This is a genomic window from Gluconobacter sp. Dm-74 (assembly GCF_018256135.1).
Lineage (GTDB): Bacteria > Pseudomonadota > Alphaproteobacteria > Acetobacterales > Acetobacteraceae > Gluconobacter > Gluconobacter cadivus.
This window is the reverse complement of sequence record NZ_JAERLX010000015.1, coordinates 1-18,715: the sequence shown is the minus strand read 5'-3', so window position 1 is coordinate 18,715 and position 18,715 is coordinate 1. Positions and strand designations below refer to the sequence as shown.

The 18,715-nt window shown below is 57.8% G+C and carries 24 protein-coding genes; 18 read left to right on the top strand and 6 right to left on the bottom strand.

Translation table 11 applies throughout. From position 1 onward, the window contains the following. Nucleotides 1–10: 10 nt before the first annotated feature. Nucleotides 11–1,144 (top strand): hypothetical protein, encoded by a 1,134-nt coding sequence (locus tag JK208_RS15045; protein WP_211576612.1) that lies wholly within the window; start codon nucleotides 11–13, stop codon nucleotides 1,142–1,144. 107 nt (nucleotides 1,145–1,251) lie between these two features. Here the strand turns inward: JK208_RS15045 and JK208_RS15040 are convergent, their stop codons facing one another. The 4 genes from JK208_RS15040 to JK208_RS15025 all read right to left on the bottom strand — a co-directional run bounded on the left by JK208_RS15040 (nucleotide 1,252) and on the right by JK208_RS15025 (nucleotide 4,386). Then, nucleotides 1,252–2,331, bottom strand: a complete 1,080-nt coding sequence (locus JK208_RS15040; RefSeq protein WP_211576611.1) for an IS5 family transposase — start codon at nucleotides 2,329–2,331, stop codon at nucleotides 1,252–1,254. A 439-nt stretch (nucleotides 2,332–2,770) separates the two neighbouring features. Beyond that, nucleotides 2,771–3,604, bottom strand: coding sequence for a hypothetical protein (locus JK208_RS15035; RefSeq protein WP_211576610.1), 834 nt, complete (start codon nucleotides 3,602–3,604; stop codon nucleotides 2,771–2,773). 117 nt (nucleotides 3,605–3,721) lie between these two features. After that, a complete protein-coding gene (locus JK208_RS15030; protein WP_249202184.1) occupies nucleotides 3,722–4,135 on the bottom strand; it encodes a hypothetical protein in 414 nt (137 codons plus the stop codon). After that, entirely contained in the window at nucleotides 4,132–4,386 is a 255-nt protein-coding gene (locus JK208_RS15025; RefSeq protein WP_077804240.1) for a type II toxin-antitoxin system prevent-host-death family antitoxin, read from the bottom strand. Before JK208_RS15025 ends, JK208_RS15030 begins: the two co-directional genes overlap by 4 nt. 221 nt (nucleotides 4,387–4,607) lie before the next feature. On the opposite strand from JK208_RS15025, the gene JK208_RS15020 reads away from it, so the two are divergent. The 16 genes from JK208_RS15020 (at nucleotide 4,608) to JK208_RS14945 (ending at nucleotide 16,242) form a co-directional block, all read left to right on the top strand. Continuing rightward, the gene (locus tag JK208_RS15020) at nucleotides 4,608–6,476 is read left to right on the top strand and encodes a ParB/RepB/Spo0J family partition protein (RefSeq protein WP_211576609.1); all 1,869 of its coding nucleotides are present in this window, start codon (nucleotides 4,608–4,610) and stop codon (nucleotides 6,474–6,476) included. A 185-nt stretch (nucleotides 6,477–6,661) separates the two neighbouring features. After that, nucleotides 6,662–7,345 (top strand): LPD29 domain-containing protein, encoded by a 684-nt coding sequence (locus tag JK208_RS15015; protein ID WP_237469162.1) that lies wholly within the window; start codon nucleotides 6,662–6,664, stop codon nucleotides 7,343–7,345. Nucleotides 7,346–7,417: 72 nt separating this feature from the next. Next, nucleotides 7,418–7,825, top strand: coding sequence for a hypothetical protein (locus tag JK208_RS15010; protein WP_202258870.1), 408 nt, complete (start codon nucleotides 7,418–7,420; stop codon nucleotides 7,823–7,825). 197 nt (nucleotides 7,826–8,022) lie between these two features. Continuing rightward, entirely contained in the window at nucleotides 8,023–8,151 is a 129-nt protein-coding gene (locus JK208_RS16125) for a hypothetical protein (RefSeq protein ID WP_264784645.1), read from the top strand. Between the two features lie 54 nt (nucleotides 8,152–8,205). Further along, nucleotides 8,206–8,556 carry a hypothetical protein gene (locus tag JK208_RS15000; protein ID WP_211576608.1) on the top strand — a complete coding sequence of 117 codons (351 nt, stop codon included), beginning with the start codon at nucleotides 8,206–8,208 and terminating at the stop codon, nucleotides 8,554–8,556. Then, a complete protein-coding gene (locus JK208_RS14995) occupies nucleotides 8,553–9,074 on the top strand; it encodes a hypothetical protein (protein WP_211576607.1) in 522 nt (173 codons plus the stop codon). The genes JK208_RS15000 and JK208_RS14995 overlap by 4 nt, the downstream gene beginning before the upstream one ends. A gap of 26 nt (nucleotides 9,075–9,100) precedes the next feature. Next, complete coding sequence (ssb, locus tag JK208_RS14990; protein ID WP_099287186.1) at nucleotides 9,101–9,451, top strand: single-stranded DNA-binding protein; 351 nt, start codon at nucleotides 9,101–9,103, stop codon at nucleotides 9,449–9,451. A 92-nt stretch (nucleotides 9,452–9,543) separates the two neighbouring features. Beyond that, nucleotides 9,544–9,765 carry a hypothetical protein gene (locus JK208_RS14985; RefSeq protein ID WP_211576621.1) on the top strand — a complete coding sequence of 74 codons (222 nt, stop codon included), beginning with the start codon at nucleotides 9,544–9,546 and terminating at the stop codon, nucleotides 9,763–9,765. Continuing rightward, nucleotides 9,762–9,932: a hypothetical protein gene (locus tag JK208_RS14980; protein ID WP_211576606.1), complete on the top strand. Its 171-nt coding sequence runs from the start codon at nucleotides 9,762–9,764 to the stop codon at nucleotides 9,930–9,932. Before JK208_RS14985 ends, JK208_RS14980 begins: the two co-directional genes overlap by 4 nt. Nucleotides 9,933–10,508: 576 nt before the next feature. Next, nucleotides 10,509–11,489, top strand: coding sequence for a DUF3991 and TOPRIM domain-containing protein (locus JK208_RS14975; RefSeq protein ID WP_077804161.1), 981 nt, complete (start codon nucleotides 10,509–10,511; stop codon nucleotides 11,487–11,489). Continuing rightward, nucleotides 11,486–12,157 (top strand): hypothetical protein, encoded by a 672-nt coding sequence (locus JK208_RS14970; RefSeq protein ID WP_077804162.1) that lies wholly within the window; start codon nucleotides 11,486–11,488, stop codon nucleotides 12,155–12,157. Before JK208_RS14975 ends, JK208_RS14970 begins: the two co-directional genes overlap by 4 nt. Then, entirely contained in the window at nucleotides 12,154–14,202 is a 2,049-nt protein-coding gene (locus JK208_RS14965) for an ATP-dependent helicase (RefSeq protein WP_077804163.1), read from the top strand. The genes JK208_RS14970 and JK208_RS14965 overlap by 4 nt, the downstream gene beginning before the upstream one ends. Nucleotides 14,203–14,484: 282 nt before the next feature. Continuing rightward, nucleotides 14,485–14,982: a MucR family transcriptional regulator gene (locus JK208_RS14960; protein ID WP_077804164.1), complete on the top strand. Its 498-nt coding sequence runs from the start codon at nucleotides 14,485–14,487 to the stop codon at nucleotides 14,980–14,982. Between the two features lie 60 nt (nucleotides 14,983–15,042). Beyond that, nucleotides 15,043–15,414 carry an ABC transporter substrate-binding protein gene (locus JK208_RS14955; RefSeq protein WP_077804165.1) on the top strand — a complete coding sequence of 124 codons (372 nt, stop codon included), beginning with the start codon at nucleotides 15,043–15,045 and terminating at the stop codon, nucleotides 15,412–15,414. Then, a complete protein-coding gene (locus JK208_RS14950; RefSeq protein ID WP_077804166.1) occupies nucleotides 15,414–15,809 on the top strand; it encodes a hypothetical protein in 396 nt (131 codons plus the stop codon). The genes JK208_RS14955 and JK208_RS14950 overlap by 1 nt, the downstream gene beginning before the upstream one ends. Before the next feature lie 67 nt (nucleotides 15,810–15,876). Further along, entirely contained in the window at nucleotides 15,877–16,242 is a 366-nt protein-coding gene (locus tag JK208_RS14945; RefSeq protein WP_077804167.1) for a hypothetical protein, read from the top strand. A 12-nt stretch (nucleotides 16,243–16,254) separates the two neighbouring features. On the opposite strand, the gene JK208_RS14940 is transcribed toward JK208_RS14945, so the two are convergent. Together JK208_RS14940 and JK208_RS14935 are read right to left on the bottom strand one after the other, a co-directional pair. Next, a complete protein-coding gene (locus JK208_RS14940; protein WP_077804168.1) occupies nucleotides 16,255–16,848 on the bottom strand; it encodes a nuclease-related domain-containing protein in 594 nt (197 codons plus the stop codon). 247 nt (nucleotides 16,849–17,095) lie between these two features. Then, nucleotides 17,096–17,890 (bottom strand): SDR family oxidoreductase, encoded by a 795-nt coding sequence (locus JK208_RS14935; protein ID WP_077804169.1) that lies wholly within the window; start codon nucleotides 17,888–17,890, stop codon nucleotides 17,096–17,098. A gap of 152 nt (nucleotides 17,891–18,042) precedes the next feature. Between JK208_RS14935 and JK208_RS14930 the strand changes: the two genes are divergently transcribed. After that, on the top strand, nucleotides 18,043–18,579 hold the full coding sequence (locus JK208_RS14930; RefSeq protein ID WP_207728953.1) for a TetR/AcrR family transcriptional regulator: 537 nt from the start codon (nucleotides 18,043–18,045) through the stop codon (nucleotides 18,577–18,579). Nucleotides 18,580–18,715 lie beyond the last annotated feature (136 nt).

Sequence of the window (18,715 nt, the reverse complement as noted above, 5' to 3'; positions counted from 1 at the left end):
ACGGATCCATATGTATAGCAAAAAAGATCTACAGGGTTTCGCGAAAGCAGCACATTCGCTCAAACTCTACCGTCGAGCCGATCTTCGAGACGACGTGACGGATAAGTCACTTATAAGGAAGCTATACGTCGATCCTTTACAAAATGACGCTGTTCTTGAGACGATGCTGCGCGACAGTACAACTTTCCTCATTGGTCGTAAGGGAACTGGCAAATCGACGGTTTTCCTGCGCGCTCAACATGAACTTAGAGCAACACCAAATTCTGCGTCGGCCTATGTTGATATTAAGACTGTCTACGAAGCCGCAGACGTGGATCCCACTATACCGTCGCAACTCGCCGAAGCAGGTCTTGCATTAAGTGAGAAGGATCTCAAACGAGTACTACTGTATCGCGGATTTATTCGGGCGGTTCTTGCTGATGTTACTAAGGAATTACAACAAGCCGTAAATTCATCAATTTTTGATAAAATCATTGATCGGTCGGGTCTAAAACGAAGCGACATATCTGGAGCGATTCAAGATCTTCTCGACGGTTCATTTGAATCTCAGTTCACCGATGTAACCGCGATCCGAACTGCGGCAGCGAAAGTTGATCGAGAAACCGTAAGAGATCGGAAGGCGACTACGGAGTTGGGGCTAGAAATAGAAGCTTCAGCTACAGGGACCAGTGGCAACGGCAAGGCCAAACACACTAAGGAGAACAACTCATCAGTAAAAAATACATCTTCAGAGGAATATTCAGATCTCGTACTTAGTACGTTTAATATTGTCGGTGTAATCGAAGGTCTTCAAAAAATACTTTTAAGCATCGGCGTTAAAAGAATTTTTATATTCATCGACGACTTCTCTGAATTGCCAGAAGAGGCAATGAGAGTGTTTGTAGATACCATTCTCTCTCCGTTAAACAATTGGTCTAATGAGTTTATAAAATTCAAGGTCGCCGCGTACCCGGGAAGAGTTTATTTCGGAAAGATAGACCCCACTAAGGTCGATGAAATCTATTTGGATCTTTATAAACTCTATGGTGAGAAAGACGTAAGTACCATGGAAGAAAAGGCGACCGACTTCACGCGGCGCCTCATTGAAAGCCGATTTCACCACTTCTTAAATAAAAGTTGGAGGGATCGAAAAACTGTTTGTTGATATGCCTTGGCGAGTAATTTCTGGTTTTTGGCGATTTGATTGACGGTTCTTGAGGTCGTTTTCGGTCTGCGTTTTGAGCAGATCAGGGGCTGTCTCCCGCTGGCTGGCTACGCGCTCGCGTTCAACCTCTCGAGGAAGAGGAAGCGGCGCATGTTGTAGACAATATTGGCCAGGCCGATCCTCATGGTGGCCCGGGTGATACCGACAGTCCGAATGAAGAGCCCCGTCTGCGATTTCTGATCGGCAAAGACATGCTCGACACGCGACCGGATCACCGACTTCCCTGCGTTGGACCGCTGGATGTGGCGGGGCATGGGCTTGAGATGCGGCTTTTTCCTGTGGACCTTTGAGACAAAGCCCTGCTTTTCCATGAAGTCTTCGTTGGCTTTCGAGCGATACGCCGTGTCTGCCCAGACGCTTGAGGCCGTATTGGTTTTATCCAGCAAGCCCTCGCGTAGTCTGGCACCGTCACTGGCGGCGGCATCTGTCGCTTTCCATTTCCGGATGAACCTGAACTTCCGGTCGATGGAAATATGCGATTTATAGCCAAAGAACGGGATGGCGAGATCCGTTGACGGGATCGTCCCGTCATCCTGCCGCTTCGCCTTCGTGAACTTCAGCGTCCAGCGCGCATGACGATCCTTGTGCGACAGCTTTGCCCGCTTGTCCTGCCAGTCTTCGGGAATACGGCCTGCCCGGAGATCGGCTTTCTCGGCGTTCGTGTTGCGCTGCTTTGGAGCAGCCACCAGTGTGGCATCCAGGATCTGGCCGGACATCGGCAGATAACCAGCACTGCGCAGGGTTGTATCAAAGCGATTGAACAGACCCTCGATCGCTCCCGCCTGGGTCAGGCGTTCACGGAACAGCCAGAGTGTTTTGGCATCAGGAACACGATCTGAAAGCCCCAGGCCAAGGAAGCGCATGAACGACAGGCGATCGTTGATCAGATACTCCGTCCGTTCATCGGACAGATTGTTCAGCGTCTGGATCACCAGAACCTTGAACATCAACACCGGATCAAACGGCGGTCGCCCGCCCTTGCTTCCATCTGAATAGGCCAGAGCCTTCTCCAGATCAGGACGGAACATTTCAAAATCTACAGTCCGGGAAAATGCTTCGAGCTGATCACCAAGCCCGCTCAATCGAGCAAGTCGCTCTTCAACGTCAAAAAATCCCGCCTGCTTCATCTTCCATATCCCAATCAACTCACAGGAAATGGAATCACAGAGCAGCTCTCAAAACCAGGGGTTTTTCGAACCCTCCAGGTGAGATGGAGCGGGGAGCTCGTCAGGTAATAACGGCTTGAAAATTCCACCAGCAGCGGATCGGTCAGGTCTGGCACATCGGCCCTGTGATGTTCACTCATGTGCTGAACATAGCGTGGCGACTGTCGGCCTTCAATCTACAGAACCTCTCCGCCTCGTTCGAATCCCGCTATCCACTCCTTGTCATCAGAGAGGAGAATAAGTCACTTCCGCTATACGGAAAGCGACCCGAGGAATTATATGACTGAGATGGAGGTGACTGCCGTCTGTCTGGGTCCATATTACTGAGCAGACAGACGGTTCAGGGGGAAGAGTGCCCGCTGCCCGACAGTAAGTTTTAAAAACCCGTCATTCGTGATTGCTACCATTCAGGGAATTTGAGCGTTCTGTTAGCCCAAGAATTTGCTAAGTCATCAGACTTCATGATCCAAGACTTCTGAAATGATGGAATATTTTCAATACTACCAAAGAAACCATTGTCTTCTGCAACGATAAGAGCGGGCAGAGCTAAATACGTATATATTCTTAAGTCTATACCGTCATTGGCCTTTTTCGGGGCGTTGACGTTGTAGGGTTCGTTCTTTTTCTTACTTCTTACATATTGCCGCCAGATATAACGAGTCCGCAAATCAAGACGTCTGGATAGAGGAGGATCCATAACTCTATCTCGATCATGGCCCTTTATGTACATATCAAGACGATAGTCAGAAATCTCATCAAACTCTTCACTATCTTGAGAATGAATTTGATCCAGATTAAAAATTAAATTTCTCCATTCAGATCTTTCTCTTTCTAGTTCTTCAATTAATATTTCCGTATAATTTACTTTCTGATCAACAAGCATCCGAAATGCTTTTTTCGAAATGGCTTTTATGTCGTTATCATGAAAATTATAATGAGGTTCAGATCCTATAAGGCGAAGTACATCTACTTCACCTGGCATGACAGGTAATGTCATACTAAGAAATATTTTTAATCGCCCAATAAGATTTCGGAATTCTTTCTCGGACATTGCTCCTATATTTTTTTGCTTAAGCAACTCTCCAAAAGTACATTCAGATAAAGTAAATAAATATCCATTTTTCTTCATTTTTGAAAATATCTTTACCCACTCCGGAATTTTATTGGAATATGCTAAATTCCTAACGGGGCTCGTGTCTAGAACAATTACACGTCTATTGCTCAATATACTCATTTGGAGGTCTCCAGGTGTTGGACCTAATTTATTCAAATATACTGCTAAACGCTACGTCCGGTTTTGGAGAGATAGGACGCCCAACCGAACGTCCGTCATGAGGCGTAAGCGGTCTTCTCAAGGATAGCGAGAAATACGCCGTGCCGTAGGCAGAAGCTCCCGGAATTGTGTCAGTACGGGACGCATGAACGCGTCACTGAACTGACCAAGCGATGACGTGTGCTGCAAGTAATATGAGGTAACGGTCGGATCCAGGTTGTATTCGTCCAACAGGATCCATTGGCGCAATTCCTGATCAAGGCCAGCACGCTTCTTTTCGGTGGTCGGCACTTCAACCGCGATGCGGGTTGCAGGCGGCTGTTTTGTCGTCAGGGGCAACAGCAGGACATACTGACGATCATCACGACCTATAAAGACTGCGGCCACCGCCGTTGGACGATCCTTGCGTCCTTCTGTTTCGCCATTCCCGTTCTGCCAGTGCCATAGATAAGGATACCGCAGCACCATGCCGGGCCGGAAAGTCTGGCTCATGGTTCTGTGCGGGTTTCCAGCAGGTACCCGTCAATCGCATTTGCTATGTCGTGAGCCAAATCCTGAGGCATTTCCGTAGTGGCACCCGCAGTACGCTCTGGCGCGCTTCCCACCAATGCCTCGTATTGTTCGACACTCAGCATGACCAATCGTGGTTTGCCGCGCTGATTAATTGAAATTGGTCCTTGCAGGGCACTGGCGATGATGTCTCCGGATTTGCGGGACAGATCGCTTGTCGAGAATGTGCGCATTGCGTTCTCCTTTATTTGCATAAAATACAGCAATTACAGATTTGATGCAATTTCCGAAGAAAGAGTGCTTTGAAAGGGTGAAGGAAGAAGAGGGAAGGCGGGGCTGTCACGAACCAGCCAGCCGCGCAAGGCTCAGGCCGGGCGCGCTGCGCGCGGCCTTGCGCGGCTGGCTGGCCCGTGACGCGGGAGGGACATCTGAAAAATTATAGAAAGAGCGTCCCATGGCCGAGCTTCGCCGCGTCGATCCGAAAACCCTTGTGCCCAATCCGAACAATCCGCGCTCTTCCATCGGAAGCCTTGAGGAACTGCGCAAACTCGCACTCAACATCAAGGCGATCGGCATCCTCCATCCCCCTGCCGTCCGGGAACTGGAAGACGGACGCCTGATGATCGTAGCCGGACACCGTCGGACGAAAGGCGCCATCTATGCGGGTGTTCCTGAGATCGACGTGTATGTTGGCGATCAGAGCGAAGACCTCGATGCCCTGGCTGCCGTCAGCGAGAACTTCGTTCGTCTGGACATGACGGAGCCGGAACAGTGGAACAGCGTCACCCGCCTGCGTGAGCAGCTTGGCTATACAGATCCGCAGGTCTGTGCCGCCCTGATGGTCACGCCAAGCTATCTCAAGCGTCTCAGCCTTCTGGCAAAGCTGCACCCGCCTATTCTGGATGCCATCGCCCTCGGCCGAGGCCCTGACGAGCGGCAGCGCAAAATCATCGCGCAGGCCTCACTGGACGAGCAGCGTGACGCGTGGGCGGAAATGTTTTCCGAAAGCGTCGGAGACGACGAGGATCCGGCCGAGTACCGCGTGAAGGCCGAAGATCCGAAGGACACCGTGGCCTGGGGCGCGCTGGCCCGGAACCTCGAACAGAAGGAATGGTACGCCCGCGATGCCCGGTTCGGCGACGAGCTGGCCCGCAAGCACAACATTGTCTGGATGGAGGATCTGTTTGCCGAAGCCAACACAGACAGCCGCTATACGCTCGATGCCACGGCTTACGCCGCAGCACAGCAGGACTGGCTGGACAATGAGCGGCCCGAAACCTCCATTGTCCTGACGTCGGACGAATACGGATACGTCCGCGCGCCCGAGGGCTTCATCACCATGGGCACCTGGATGGCGACACAGGAGGGGGAGGTCATGGGGTACGGCCTCAATCCCCGTACCCTGAAGATCGTGGAAGAACGCTGCCGTCCTTACAGCGCAGCAAAGCTGGACCACACGGGGGGGTCTTCCACTCCCGAGGCCCCCAAGGAACGACCGGACGTCTCCGGGGCCGGCCACAAGATGATCGGCGAGATCCGCACCGTCGCTTTGCGCGAAGCCCTCGGCCAGGTGTCCGAGACAGCCGACCCATGGGATCTGATCGCAGCCCTTTTGCTGGCGCTGGAAGCCGAGAATGTCCGTGTGCATGGCGATGCCAGCGGAAACAACTGGTCAGAACCAACCGCGCGCACGCTCGCGATGGCTGACCTCTTTCCCGAAGGCAGTCTTGTCCGTGACGAAAAGCTGATCCGCCGCCATGCCGTCACCGTTCTGCAAAGCATCCTGAACTGCGACGTGTCGATGCACAGCGGCAGCGGTCTGCCCGCGCAGCTCGTGGGCGTTCTGTTCGGGGCCGACCAGAAGATGCCGAGCATGGCCTTTGAGGCGTTCCTCAAATGCTACAGCAAGCCCGGCATTACCAAAGCCGTACAGGCCGAAGGCCTTGCCCCGCAGAATACGGGCAAGGAGATGCGTGCGGCCCTGATGAACCATGTCGGGGAAGGCCACTGGTTGCCCGAGGTCGCATCGTTTGCGCAGGCGCAGGACGTCTGGACGCAAAAGCAGAAGAAAAAACAGGAGAAGATCCGGGAGCTGGAAAGCGTGATGGACGATGAGGATCTGGACGAGATGCCTGAAGATGATTTCGAGGAAGCCGCCGATGATGAGGTTGACCGTTCGAGCGGCCCTGTCGTGTCGGCGACGGAGCCTGATTCGGAAGAGACCTTCTCTCTGCAAGCGCCCGAGAGCGAGCCCGAGCAGACGGAGCACAATGAGGCCATGCAGTTCATGCGTGATCACCTCGAAATCGTGGTCGTGGCCTGAAGCAGGGAGCGGGAAAAGAAAAGGAAAGGGGGGGAGGGGCGCTGCCATCGCGCTCCGTCCGGGTCAAAAGGTGGCTCCTCACCGGCTTCGCCGCCTCCGGTGCCGGCGCACGCGCCGCTTTTGACCCGGCCGTCCCGCGCTGACGCTGGAGAAGACATCACGAAAATCCAAAGGAAAAGGATCAGATGATGTTCGTCCCCTCTCTCGTTCCCGTTCAGGTCGGCACCCGCGTTTACACCCATCTCTACAGCCGGGGAGCCGGGATCGTCATGGCCGTTTACGGCGAGGCCAGCCCGACCACCGTGCGGTCCCTGTCGCGTGGCGGGGCCATCGTGTCGGGCGGGAGCGCGTCCTATGACATTGTCTTTGCCTGTGGCTCGATCTCCCGTCGTCTGCCCGAGGCCATTCTGCGCGGTGTCCAATGGCGGATCGACGCCGACAAGGGACTGGCCAGTCCCGAGGAGATTGCCTTTCTCCGCACTCATGCCGAAGAGGTTGAGGCTGAGAAGGTCGCGGCTGAGGCGCGCGCCAAAGCGGAACATGCCGCCGAGGTCGCAGCGCTCCGCGTCAATCCGGACTATGCTCATCTGGAGCAGGGCGATGACAGCAGCGGCACGCTGGCCGCCAAAAACATCCGCCGAATGCTGAAAAAGGCGTTCCCGAAGGTCAAGTTTTCCGTCCGCAAACGCGACTACGGCAGTGTGACCGTGCAGACCGAGGAGGATCTGGACGAGACGGCGACCGAAACCCTCCAGGCCATCACCTCGCGGTTCAAGTCCGGATATTACGACTGGCAGTCCGACTGCCACCTGACGAGTAACAGCCCCTGGCAGGACGTGTTCGGCAGCTCCGAATTTGTGAGCGACTGAGCCTCTCTTGTTTTCGTCCGCCCTTCAAGGCCGCCCGCTCCGGGGCGGCCTTTTCCATTTCTGGAGCCCGACATGCCTGTTTTTATTGTGACGCTCAGCGAGCGCCAGCTTCTCTCCGACCGCGTCAACTTTGAGGTCGAGGCCGAGACGGCCGAGGCAGCCGGTCAGCTCGTGCTGGACGCGACGGCCGACGAGGCGAACGAGAGCGGGCTGCGCCCTGTTCACCTGCCGGACGGTCAGAAGACCGTTCTCGAACCTGAAAACGTGGACGGCAACGAAGTCTCCGTATCCGTCCGCCCGGTCGATCAGCCGGACGCCGTGGCCACGCAGCTCGGTGCGTGCTGGCATCTGGATCTCTCCGCCCCTGAAGCGCGCCGCCTTCTTCCTGTCCTGACCGGGGCCATCGTGGACGAAGACGATCCTGTGACGCGCGCGCTCTGTGCCCGTCTGGCGCGGCAGGTCGCCAATCTCGCGCAGTAGGACATCAGGAAAGGGAAAAGGGGGAAGGGGAAAAAGGAGAAGGCAGGCACCACACCGGAGCCTGTCTGGCAAAGGGTGGGTCGGCCGTGTCCTCGCTGCGCTGCGGGTCGTCCGATCCCGCTGCGTTGCAGCGCCTTTGCCAGCCAGTCCCCGCTGCGGTCGCCGGAAAGGGTCATGGAAGAAAAAAGGAGAATGACATGGCCGACATTTCCGATCTGCGTCCCCGCAACCGCACAGAATGGCTCGAAGTCGCGGGCTTCGTAGGAGGTGCAGCGCTGTTTGCAGCCTTCATCGTTCTGGTGGTGGTGCTTCCCGCCTTTCTCTGACCGATCCGAGATCAGCCGCCCTCACGGGCGGCCGTGTCCTGTGTGGAGATCACCATGCCGACATACACCCTGGCCGCCATCCCTGCGGCCTCTCACGGGAGCCTCATCTCCTGTTCATCCCCCTACCGCTACAGACAGAAACGGATCGAGGCGGCTGACCTTGCAGGAATCCGGGCGGCAGTAGCCCAATACGGTGCACGCCTGCACGACGACTACCCGGACGCCTCCTTTCTCGTGTCTGTGACACCCGAGCGTGGGAGCGATCATCCCGAGGGCTTCTGCGACGCCCGCTGGAAAGGGTCTCTGGGCACCGAACACTGGATCAGGGTGATTCCTGAAGAGACGCCGTTCAAAGCCTACCTCACTCAGGTCGAGGCGATGCTCGCCCATGAGGTGCGCTCATGAACGGGCCGGAGCCAGCGTCCATCGCGTGTCCCGCGCTACGACGGCCACCGATCCAGCCTCAGGGCCTCACTGCGACGCAGTTCAGTGACGCGGCCGAGAAGGCGAAAATCGGGAACGCGCTGCTGTCCTTCATCGCACGCGGATTTCCGCAGAGTGCGTGGAACCGCACGCTTTACAACCGCCTGAGCCAGATGTTCGGGCATATCGCCCATTACGACATCCACGGCTTCTGGGGGGCGCAGTTCTCTACGACACAGGCGCGTCTGGGCTTCCTGCGCGGCATCGTCCTGTACGGCTGTTATGGCGATCCGGCCTGGACCTGGTCGGACGTCGAACGCGACATCCGCAACCGCATGATCGGCAGCGGCCTGATCGAGGCCTACACGCGCGCCCTTGCTGCTGAGCAGGAAGCACGCGACCGGGCCGATCTGGAGCGTCTTGCAGACCGCTTCCGGATTGCCCTGCCAACCACACATCAGTCTCCCCCTGCCGCGCCCGTGCAGGCCGAGCTTTTCTGACACGGGCCAGCGAAAAGGACAGAACAATGGTTCAGACCCTCAGCCTTGCCATCGTCATTGGCAACCTTGGTGCGGATCCGGAGATCCGCACCGGGCAGGACGGACACCGCGTGGCTCTCTTCCGTCTTGCGACGGACAGCCACCGTACCGACACGCACACCGGTCGCCGTGTCCCTCAGACCGTGTGGCACAGGATTGTCTGCCACAACGACTTTCTGACAGATCTTCTGGAGCGACGCGCCCGCAAGGGCCAGCTCGTGTTCGTGCGCGGCGCTTACGAGCCCCGTCCCCGCACAGATCAGGCGCCCCCTGAGACCGAGATCGTCGTGAGCGCCCAGGACGGGGATGTGATGATCCTTACCGATCCGGGACGCTGACGTCCTCTTTCTTCGGAACATGCACGCAAACCGGCCATGCAGCCGGTCTTTTTATACCCGCTTCCTGAAGGAGGCGGGTTTCAGGAGGCTTTATGTTCTATTCGACGCCCGCTCCCCTCACGGTTCCCCGCAGTCAGGCGCGCGCCCTGAGCGCCCGCCTGATGGCAGAGGCCGTGTTCCTGGAAGACACGGATCAGTCCGTCATGCTGCCATCGCGCCTGACGGCCGGTTTCCGCCGCAAGGCCGCGACGCTGCGCCGCCGCTCGCAGGAGAAGCTCCTGGACAGCCTCGATCGCCCGGAAGGTGTGGCATGAGGACGGCGACGGTGGACCGCCGCGCGTATTCACGCCGTTTCTGGGAAGGAAAAACGCGGTTCTCACAGGCCGTGAGACGCACACTGGCGGAGTTGGAGCGACAGAAAGGGCAGACGAAAGAGGAAGACGGCCAAGGGGATGATGCCCCATCCCTGAAAGAAAACTGAGGCCGGAGGCTTCAGTCGCAGATGGCACGGGCAGACTGGGGATACTTCTTGAAGGATCCGTTCATGCCGTATCATCAGACGTTGCCGCTTCAACCACCCCTTGCGGGGTGGCACGGAGCTGTGTTCCGACCTCGCCGTCATGCGACCAGTGTGACAGTCACGGTCCGAGGGTCTCAAGACAACCCTTCGGGCTCCAGACCGCGTCTTTCGTCAAAAGAGGGCCGCGTTCATCGCAGGACCTTGTCCCGCGCTGCCCGCAACCCGCTTTTGCCGATCCGCAGTCTTCCGGTCCTGACACCCTCGGTCCGCAACTGTCGTGTTCCTGGCAGGACGGGACGAGAAAAACGTCTCCACACATCTCCTTTCAGCGGCAACACCGGGGGCTGCGCTGCCCCCGAAACCCCCGCAGGACGAACAAGAAAAACTGGTTTTTGTTGCTCGGGACGCAAGAACTATTTTACTCAATCAAGTAAATATATTCCGCGATATTCCGTTGTATTCATTGGATATTGTAACGGATATTTACTATACTTTCCACAGATCGAAAGTAACGGACGTTCGGGAGGATATTCCGCCATGGCTTACCAGAACACGCCCCAGCAGATGAACGAGGAACTCCAGAAGTTTCGTGACGAGATCAGTTGCATCGTTGTTCTGGAGCAGGCTGGTTACAGGTTCGTCCGCTCCGAAAGCTCGGCCCGTCACATGCGTTTCCGTCGCGTGAAAGGCGAGAGCATCATCGTCACCCATGGCGGCAAGGGCTGGTGGGATCCGCACAATTCCTCTTCGATCGTCAAAGGCTCGGTCATCGACCTGGTCCGGTTCCTCAATCCCGGGATGTCTCTCGGTAACGCACGCGTCGAACTCCGTGGAATGCTTGGCCTGGCACCCAGTGGGGCCGAGTACGTCGCAGAGCCGAAAGAGCGCAAACCCGCACGCGATCCAAACTATATGTGGAAGAACCGTCAGGCTCCCCAGCCGGGGTCGGCTGCCTGGACCTATCTGACCCGCGACCGGGCTTTGTCGGAACGCATTCTTCATCTCGCGAACCAGCAGGGTCTCCTGCGGGAAGGCATGAAGGGCACGGCCTGGTTCGCCCATCACAACAATGCAGGCCGCCTGACGGGCATGGAGATGCGCGGGCCGGAATATCGCGGCTTCTCCTCGGGCGGCGGCGGCAAAATGCTCTTTCGGATGAGGACTGGCGAAAAAGGAGTGAAGCCCGTCCGTCTGGTCATCGGTGAGTCCGCCATCGACGTCCTGTCCTATGCGGCCATGGATCCGTTCTTTGCAGACCCCAGTCTGTATGTCTCGACCGGAGGCGGCATGAGCCCCGAAGCATTGGAGGAGTTCCGCGCTCTTCTTGGCACGATTGAGGCTGGCGGCCGCGTCATGATCGTCGTGGACGGCGATGCCCAGGGCGACCGTTACGAGGAGATCTATGCGCCCATGATCCGCGAAGCCGGGCTCAAGCCCCTGCGGTATTCACCCAAAGGCGAAGACAAGGACTGGAACGCCGTTCTGCAGCGCCGCGCCCGTCAGGACGTGGCGGCATGAAGCAGAGCAAATCCCGTCTGAGCTGGCAGGCCGTCACACTGATCCTGTGGCGGCAGGACGCAGAGGCCATCAAGGTTTGGAAGAGAACTGGTCTGAGAACCTCGGCCCCCGAAGTCTTCTGTGAGGCGCAGACGCCCGAAGGACTGGTGCAGGGGGTCGTCATCGGCGGTGATCGCCTGAACGACGCCTGGGACCGCGACGGTGAGCTGATCGTCTTCACCCGAAAATCAACGATCGTCCGTTTGAACGGACCTGAACTCCCAACGCTCACCCTGTCAGCCTGCCCCAAGGCTTTTGAGGACGTCATGATGTATAAGGACACCCGATCCACGGCCCGCCAGCATATCGACCATATCGTTATCAAGACCGGCCTGACCTTCAACATGCTGGGCCATGAAAAGGCCTCGGCGATCTGGATGGATCATGCGCGCCGTCTTGGCTGTACGGATCCTGAAGCGCCTGAAATGCCGGTCCCGCACCAGCTTGTGTGGCTGGGTAGCGGCCTGAACCGCGCGTTGGCTCTCGTGATTGCCGGACGATGGGATGGTCCTCATGAGGGCTTTAACCTCTATCATCCTCTGACCCTCTTTACCGACAGCAGCAATATCGTTCCCGTCGAGGATCCCGTGGCGTCTGAGGTCTATCCCGTCGAGCAGGTGCCCGCATGACCTCTTATCCGCAGACCCTCGCTCCGGTTCTGGAGCCACTGACCCCTGTGCAGCGTGAGGCCGCCATGGCGCTTGGCCGGGTTCTCGTGCTGGCTGGAGCCGGAACGGGAAAGACCAAGACCCTGACGGCCGGTGTGGCGTGCCGGATCCAGATGTATGGGATGCGGCCGTCCCAGATCCTGTGCGTGACCTTTACCAACAAGGCCGCGCAGGAAATGCGTGAGCGCATCACGAGCGTCCTGGGCGAGGGACAGGCTCCGTTCTGGCTTGGTACGTTTCATGGCCTTGGCGCGCGACAGCTTCGGGCCGAGCCCGAGGTGGCACAGTTACACCCCGGCTTCGATATCCGCGACGCGGACGATGCGACAGCGCTGATCCGCCGTCTCATGAAGGCCATGGATCCCGACACTGTGCCCGAACCGGACACAGGCAAGAAGTGTGACGTCCGGCAGGTCAAGACAATGGGCGAGCGGATCGGGCACATGAAAGAGAACCTTGTCACACCTGAGGCCGCACCGGCCTGGGTGCGCGGGCTGATCGAGCGCCGCCGTGCCGCCCGACAGATGGTCGATGTCGAAGGCTGGGAGTTCGCCGTTCGTCTGTACCAGATCTATCAGGCGACCCTGCGCGAGCAGAATGCCGCCAATTTTTCCGATCTGCTGATGTGGCCAACGCTTGCCCTGATGAACGACCGATCCTATCGTGATAGGTGGTCGCAGCGCTTCACATCCGTGATGGCCGATGAGTTTCAGGACGTGAACCGTGCACAGATGCTGTGGCTCACCTATATGTCTGAATACTCACGGGAACTCTTCGCCGTGGGCGATGATTCGCAATCAATATATTCTTGGCGTGGGGCCAAAATCGGCTTCATCCGGAACTTCGTTCGTGAGTTTGACGGAGCCAGACTTTTCAAGCTCGAAGAGAACTTCCGCTCGACGCATCATATTCTCCAGGCCGCCAATGCCATCATCGCGCGAGACCCGGGCCGGATCCCCAAGACGCTGTTTACCCAGAAGGGCGATGGTCAGAAGATCGAGGTGCTCACCTACGATTATGCGTCAGACGAGGCCGACGCGATCGCGGCCGAGATGGGACGTCGTGCGGCAGAAGGCGTTGCCTGGCACGATATGGCGATGATCTACCGGATCAACCGCCTATCCCGCTCCCTGGAAGAAGCACTGCTCAAAGCGCGTATTCCCTACGAGATCATAGGCGATGTCGGGTTCTATCACCGCGCCGTGGTGAAGGATGCGCTCGCGTTCCTGATGCTGGCGGCCTGTCCGGACAGCCGCCAGTCCGATGAGGCGTTCCGTCGCGTGGCCAACGTGCCCAGGCGCGGCCTTGGCGCCAAGGCGCTTGGCCAGATCGAGCAGGACGCGCACGATCGCGGCCTCAGCCTGTGTGCGGCCGTCACCACGGCAACGCTGCCCGCGAAAGTGCGTGACAGCCTGCTGGCCTTTCGTGAGACGGTCTCCCGGATCGGGCAGATCCCGGACATGCGGCTCTGTGATCGCCTCGATACGCTCCTGAAGGAGACCGGCTACTATACGATGTGGCGGGAGGCCGCGTCTGAAGAAGGGGAGACGGCCTTGCAGAACCTGTCCGAGCTGGTCGGGCTGGCCGAGGGCTTGACCCGGCTTCAGGATCTTCTGGAGCACGCAGCCCTCGCCACGGCCTCACCGAATGAGCGCGGACGCGATCGGGTGCAGCTCATGACCATGCACCGGGCCAAGGGGCTGGAGTTCCCGCATGTGTTCCTGCCCGCCTGGGAAGAGACGGTTTTTCCGGGGATGGGCGAGCGGAACTATGAAGAAGAACGCCGACTGGCCTATGTGTCGCTGACCCGTGCCATGCAGCAGGCCACGATCAGCAGTGTCGGCTATCGTCAGGGTGTTTCAGCGAGGCCGTCAGGCTTTATTGAGGAAATCCCCGCCGAGCATCGCGTGACGGGCTGGCTGCGCCAGCAGGGGCAATCAAAGAGAAGAGAGGCAGGGGGCCGGTTCCGCTACACGGCGGCCGCTCTTGATGCCATGGGGTTTTAAGGGATGTCCGATCATCACAGTCCTGACGACAGGCCTTACACCTCTCAGCGGCCCAGGACGAAGTCTGGCTGGCTTTATGACTGCGAGGTTTGCGGGAAGGGCGCAGCTTTCGGGTACACCGGAACAAAGGGCGATACACACTCTTGTTCCGAACATCGTCATCTGGGACGAGGTGTTGCGCCCGCTCCCATGCCGCGAACCACGCGGCCTCAGTGACTTGTCAGGCTATCTTTTGTATAGAGTGCCATCTTGCACAGTCGAAATTTGAAAAGGGAATTTGCAATGACCTCAAATAGTGAGACAGATTTTCGGCGTCTGACAGCCAATATTGTGGAAAGCTATGTGAGTGCCCATGAACTTCCCGTAGAGCAGATTTCTGATTTGATCCGCAGTGTTCATACAGCCCTTGCGTCGGCCGGCCAGCCGCCGGAGCCAGAGCCAGTTGAGCTGGTCCCGGCCGTCCATCCGAAGCGGTCCGTGTTCGAGGACTACATCATTTGTCTCGAAGACGGAAAGAAGCTGAAGATGCTCAAGCGCCATCTCAAGAGCGTCTATAATCTCACCCCGGATGAGTACCGCTCAAAATGGGGACTGCCGTCCAACTATCCCATGACGGCGCCAGGATATTCACGGCATCGGACCGAACTGGCGCATCAGATCGGTCTTGGGACCGCGAAGGGTGGTCGGAGCCAGCCTGCACCTGAGCCCGAAGAGGCCGAGCCTGAGGTGCTCGTGCGGAAAATCCCACAGAAGCGTCGCGGACGCCCTGCAAAGGGGTGAGTCTCTTCGGGAAGTCGCAGAAGCGATCTTTTCAGATCCAGTGAACCGCAAGGACAGACCGTGACCCGCCTTCTTTCTTCTCTTGCCCTGGCAGCAGGCCTTACGGCCGCTGCCCTTTCGCCCGCCATGGCCCTCGATCCGGCTCTTGGGAGTATGGGGTTTGCATCCCCGACACCGACGGCCAAAGGCCATGCGGCCTCCGTGCCTACGCCCTTCGCAGCCATTCCCGAAAACCTTCAGGCGCTGCTCGATGCCGGCTATTCCATTCGCACGTCGGCTGGTGAAGAAGGCAACATCCTGACCCTTGAAAAATTCGTGGACCGGACCTGCCCGTCAAAATGGGTACGGTGCGAGTTGATCGGTGATCACAATGGCAACACACGCCTGACCTTCAGTCAGCATGTGACCTCCACCTGCTGGAAGCTGAACTGATGAGTGATGTCATGCCGGTCTCAAAGACCGGACCTTTTCGTCCGCAGACCCAGCAAGTTGTGGATGCGCTGAACACGGCGTTTCCTGGCCTGTATGCGGGTGTCTGCAAGGCCTCTGATCTGCCGTCAGATGCCGATGAGGCTGAGGATGACGACGATCTTGAGGATGACGGCCTGCTCAGCGATTTCGTCTTCTTGTCGGATGGATGGGCTGTGCGGGTCGATTACGATCCCGAAGATCCGGATCTCTGCCTGGGCCTGTCGGCTGGCAGCACGGAGGCACCGGCCGACGGTCTGGAAGTCGATCTTGATGACGGTGAGGAAATTCCGGATGGCGTCCTGAAAGACGTCACGGACTTTATTGACGAACAACGCCAGGCCTCGGCAAAACACTGACCTGTCCCGATAAGGGAGGCACCCTTGGCGCTTTCCTTATCCATCTCAGCAAGGAAGGACTGGCCGCGTGACTGGTGAACCGATCTATCCCGCCCCCTGCACATATGAGAGCCTGACCGAGCAGCAGAAAGAGGCTGTTGGTCAGTTCATGTCAGAGCGTCTGAAGCAGAAAACCCGAGGGATTCTCCCGGGAACGCTGCATACCATGGTCGAAAAGGGACGGACGCATGCGTTCGTCTCCTGGGACGAGCATCACGTTTATGAAGTCAGCCCGATCACCAGCCTGCGTCTGGTGCTTGATCCGGATGGGCGCCCCCTGGGCTGTCCGAAGGACGGGCTGCTGTATCTTTCTGATGTTGGCGGTGAGGCGGTTGTCCGGATCCTGACGACAACCCGATATACGGCCGCCGCGATTGGGATTGGCACGGACTAAGGCACTGCGCGCCTATTTTCTTGTATGACGGGCGACGTGCACAATCCTCTGCCACACGCCCATCATCACTCCTGAAGCCTCTCCGCCACTTTGTCTCAGTTCGTTTGCCAGAGCGTCCGGCGATCTGACACTGGACTCTAGGGCCGGGCTGACGCTGGCGCGTCCGGTGAGGACTACGCGGCTCAGGATCTCCACATCCAGACAGGCCTGCGAGGTGATGGCGCGGACGGCCGCGCAATGGCCTGCGTTCTGGCGGACGGGGCTGTAGATCAGCCGGCCTTCTTCCTCCTTCCCAAGACGTTGGCGCCAGTATTCGTCATTCGGATGCCCGCTCAAACGGCCTGCGAAGTGCTTGGTCTCAATGACCATGAGACCACGGGGCAAGAGGACGAGATGATCAATCTGGGTCGTGCCATCACCAGAGGCCTTGGGAAGGTGAACGTCATGGAGGCTGGGCCGTCCCAGTTCGTTCAGGAGGGTGCGGATCCTGTCCTCGCCTTTGGCACCCTTGAGTTCCGCCTGAAGGCTCTTCCATGCTGCGTGCGCGCTGTCGCTACGCTCGATGCGAGAGGGGCCGCCACGCGGCCGAAGTCTCAGGCGGACCATACGAAGGCGCGCCTCCAGGCGAAAGTATGGGGGTTGGTAAAGCGCATGGCATGTCTCTGGTCTAGCAAACGATATCCGGACTCTAGCAACGTACTTTGCGACTTTGCGGTCTGTCTATTTAGCACCCCATCGCGAGAACACCTGTCACACTCTGCCGATGCCAACGCCTAATTAGGGGGGAAAGCGGAAAGTCCGCTATCCCAGCATGATCGCTGGGAAGCGGACATCCCCGCAAATCTAGCGTTCTTCAGGTCCTTTTATAGCGCGGTGCAGGCACCCCTGTTTGAGTTGCACCGAACAAAGTCGAGCGAGCGTTTTCGTAGGCCAACCACAAACCCGCATCATGGACCGACGGCAGTGTTACATCTTCACCTTGATCGAACCCGACCAATGCGGCATCGACCAGATTCTCGGTCGTCATGATTGCGGCCCGATCGAAGGCCGAAAGCGGGATTCCCGCGTGGTCGTAAAACTCGGTTGCGGTGCCGGCCGGAAGTACGGCCTGCACGCGCACGCCGGTTTCGGCAAGCTCGGCCTTCAGGCCTTGGGTGAACGTCAGAAGGTAACTTTTGGTCGCACTATAAAGCGTCGTGATCGGGAGCGCGCAGAAGGCCATCACCGAACCAATATTGATGATCGCGCCAGTGTTACGTTTGACGAAGCCGGGAAGAACCGCGCGAGCCAGCCGGGTCGGGGCGACGATATTAAGTGCGAGCGTCGCATTCGCATCAACATCGCACATATCAACCGTGTTGCTGAGCTTGCCATTTCCCGCATTATTCACAAGCAAGGCAATCCGTTCGTCAGACCGCAGAAGATCCTCGAGCGAAACAAGATCATTTTCAACTGTGAGGTCAGCTTTGAGGGTCCGGATCTCGACCCCATGCTGTCTTGTGAGTTTTTCTGAAATTGCATGCAGTCGGTCGACGCGGCGCGCAACCAGCAGAAGGTCGTAGCCGCGTTCGGCGAGACGATTGGCATAGACGGCTCCGATACCGGAGGAGGCGCCGGTGATAAGAGCTACCGGTTTGCTGGATGACATCAATCGATCTTCCATTCTGTAATGATCGTTTAAGAATGACTTCGTTGATTCCTGCTGTCAAACGATGTTTAATGATCGTTATGGAAATAGCGTCAAAACGTCCCAGCGGGCGCCCCCGAAGTTTTGACCGCGATGCGGCACTTGAAACCGCCATGCGCTTGTTCTGGAAATACGGTTATGAAGGTGTGTCGTTCCAGCAGTTGACGGCGGCACTTGGCATCGGCGCACCGAGCCTGTATGCGGCGTTCGGCAACAAGGGAGCGCTTTATCGCGAGGCCTTGGACCGGTATGCAAATATGCGTGGTGCGTCGGATTTGTCCTTCATGGAAGCTGCATGCTCTCTACGCGAGGCGGTCCGCCTCCTCCTTGAAGGGACGGCACGCGGACTGGTGGATCCAGCGGGTGAAGTCGGCTGTATGCTCAATACCGGCATGATTGCGAGTCATCCCGACCATGAAGATCTGGCGCGCGATCTGGCGCAACGTCGCGCGCAGTTTCGCGCGCTTTTGACCGATACATTGCAGCGATGGGTCAGCCGAGAACACGCGACACGGCTGTCGTCTTACGTCACGGCTGTTATGCAGGGCATGGCTATTCAGGCGCGTGACGGTTTTCGTCAGGAACAGCTTCAGGTCGTTGTCGACGAGGCGCTCAAGGCGGTTCCCGATGTTTCCGCTCCCTCGAACTGATGTCCGGTAAGGATGACGCTAGCTATGCAACTTAACGGCTGACATGTAGGCGAGAGCAGCACATCCACTCTCGGATAGGGAGCGCGGACCGGCATGATCGGGGGGGGGGGGCCCCGGGCAGGCGCGTTTGGGTGGG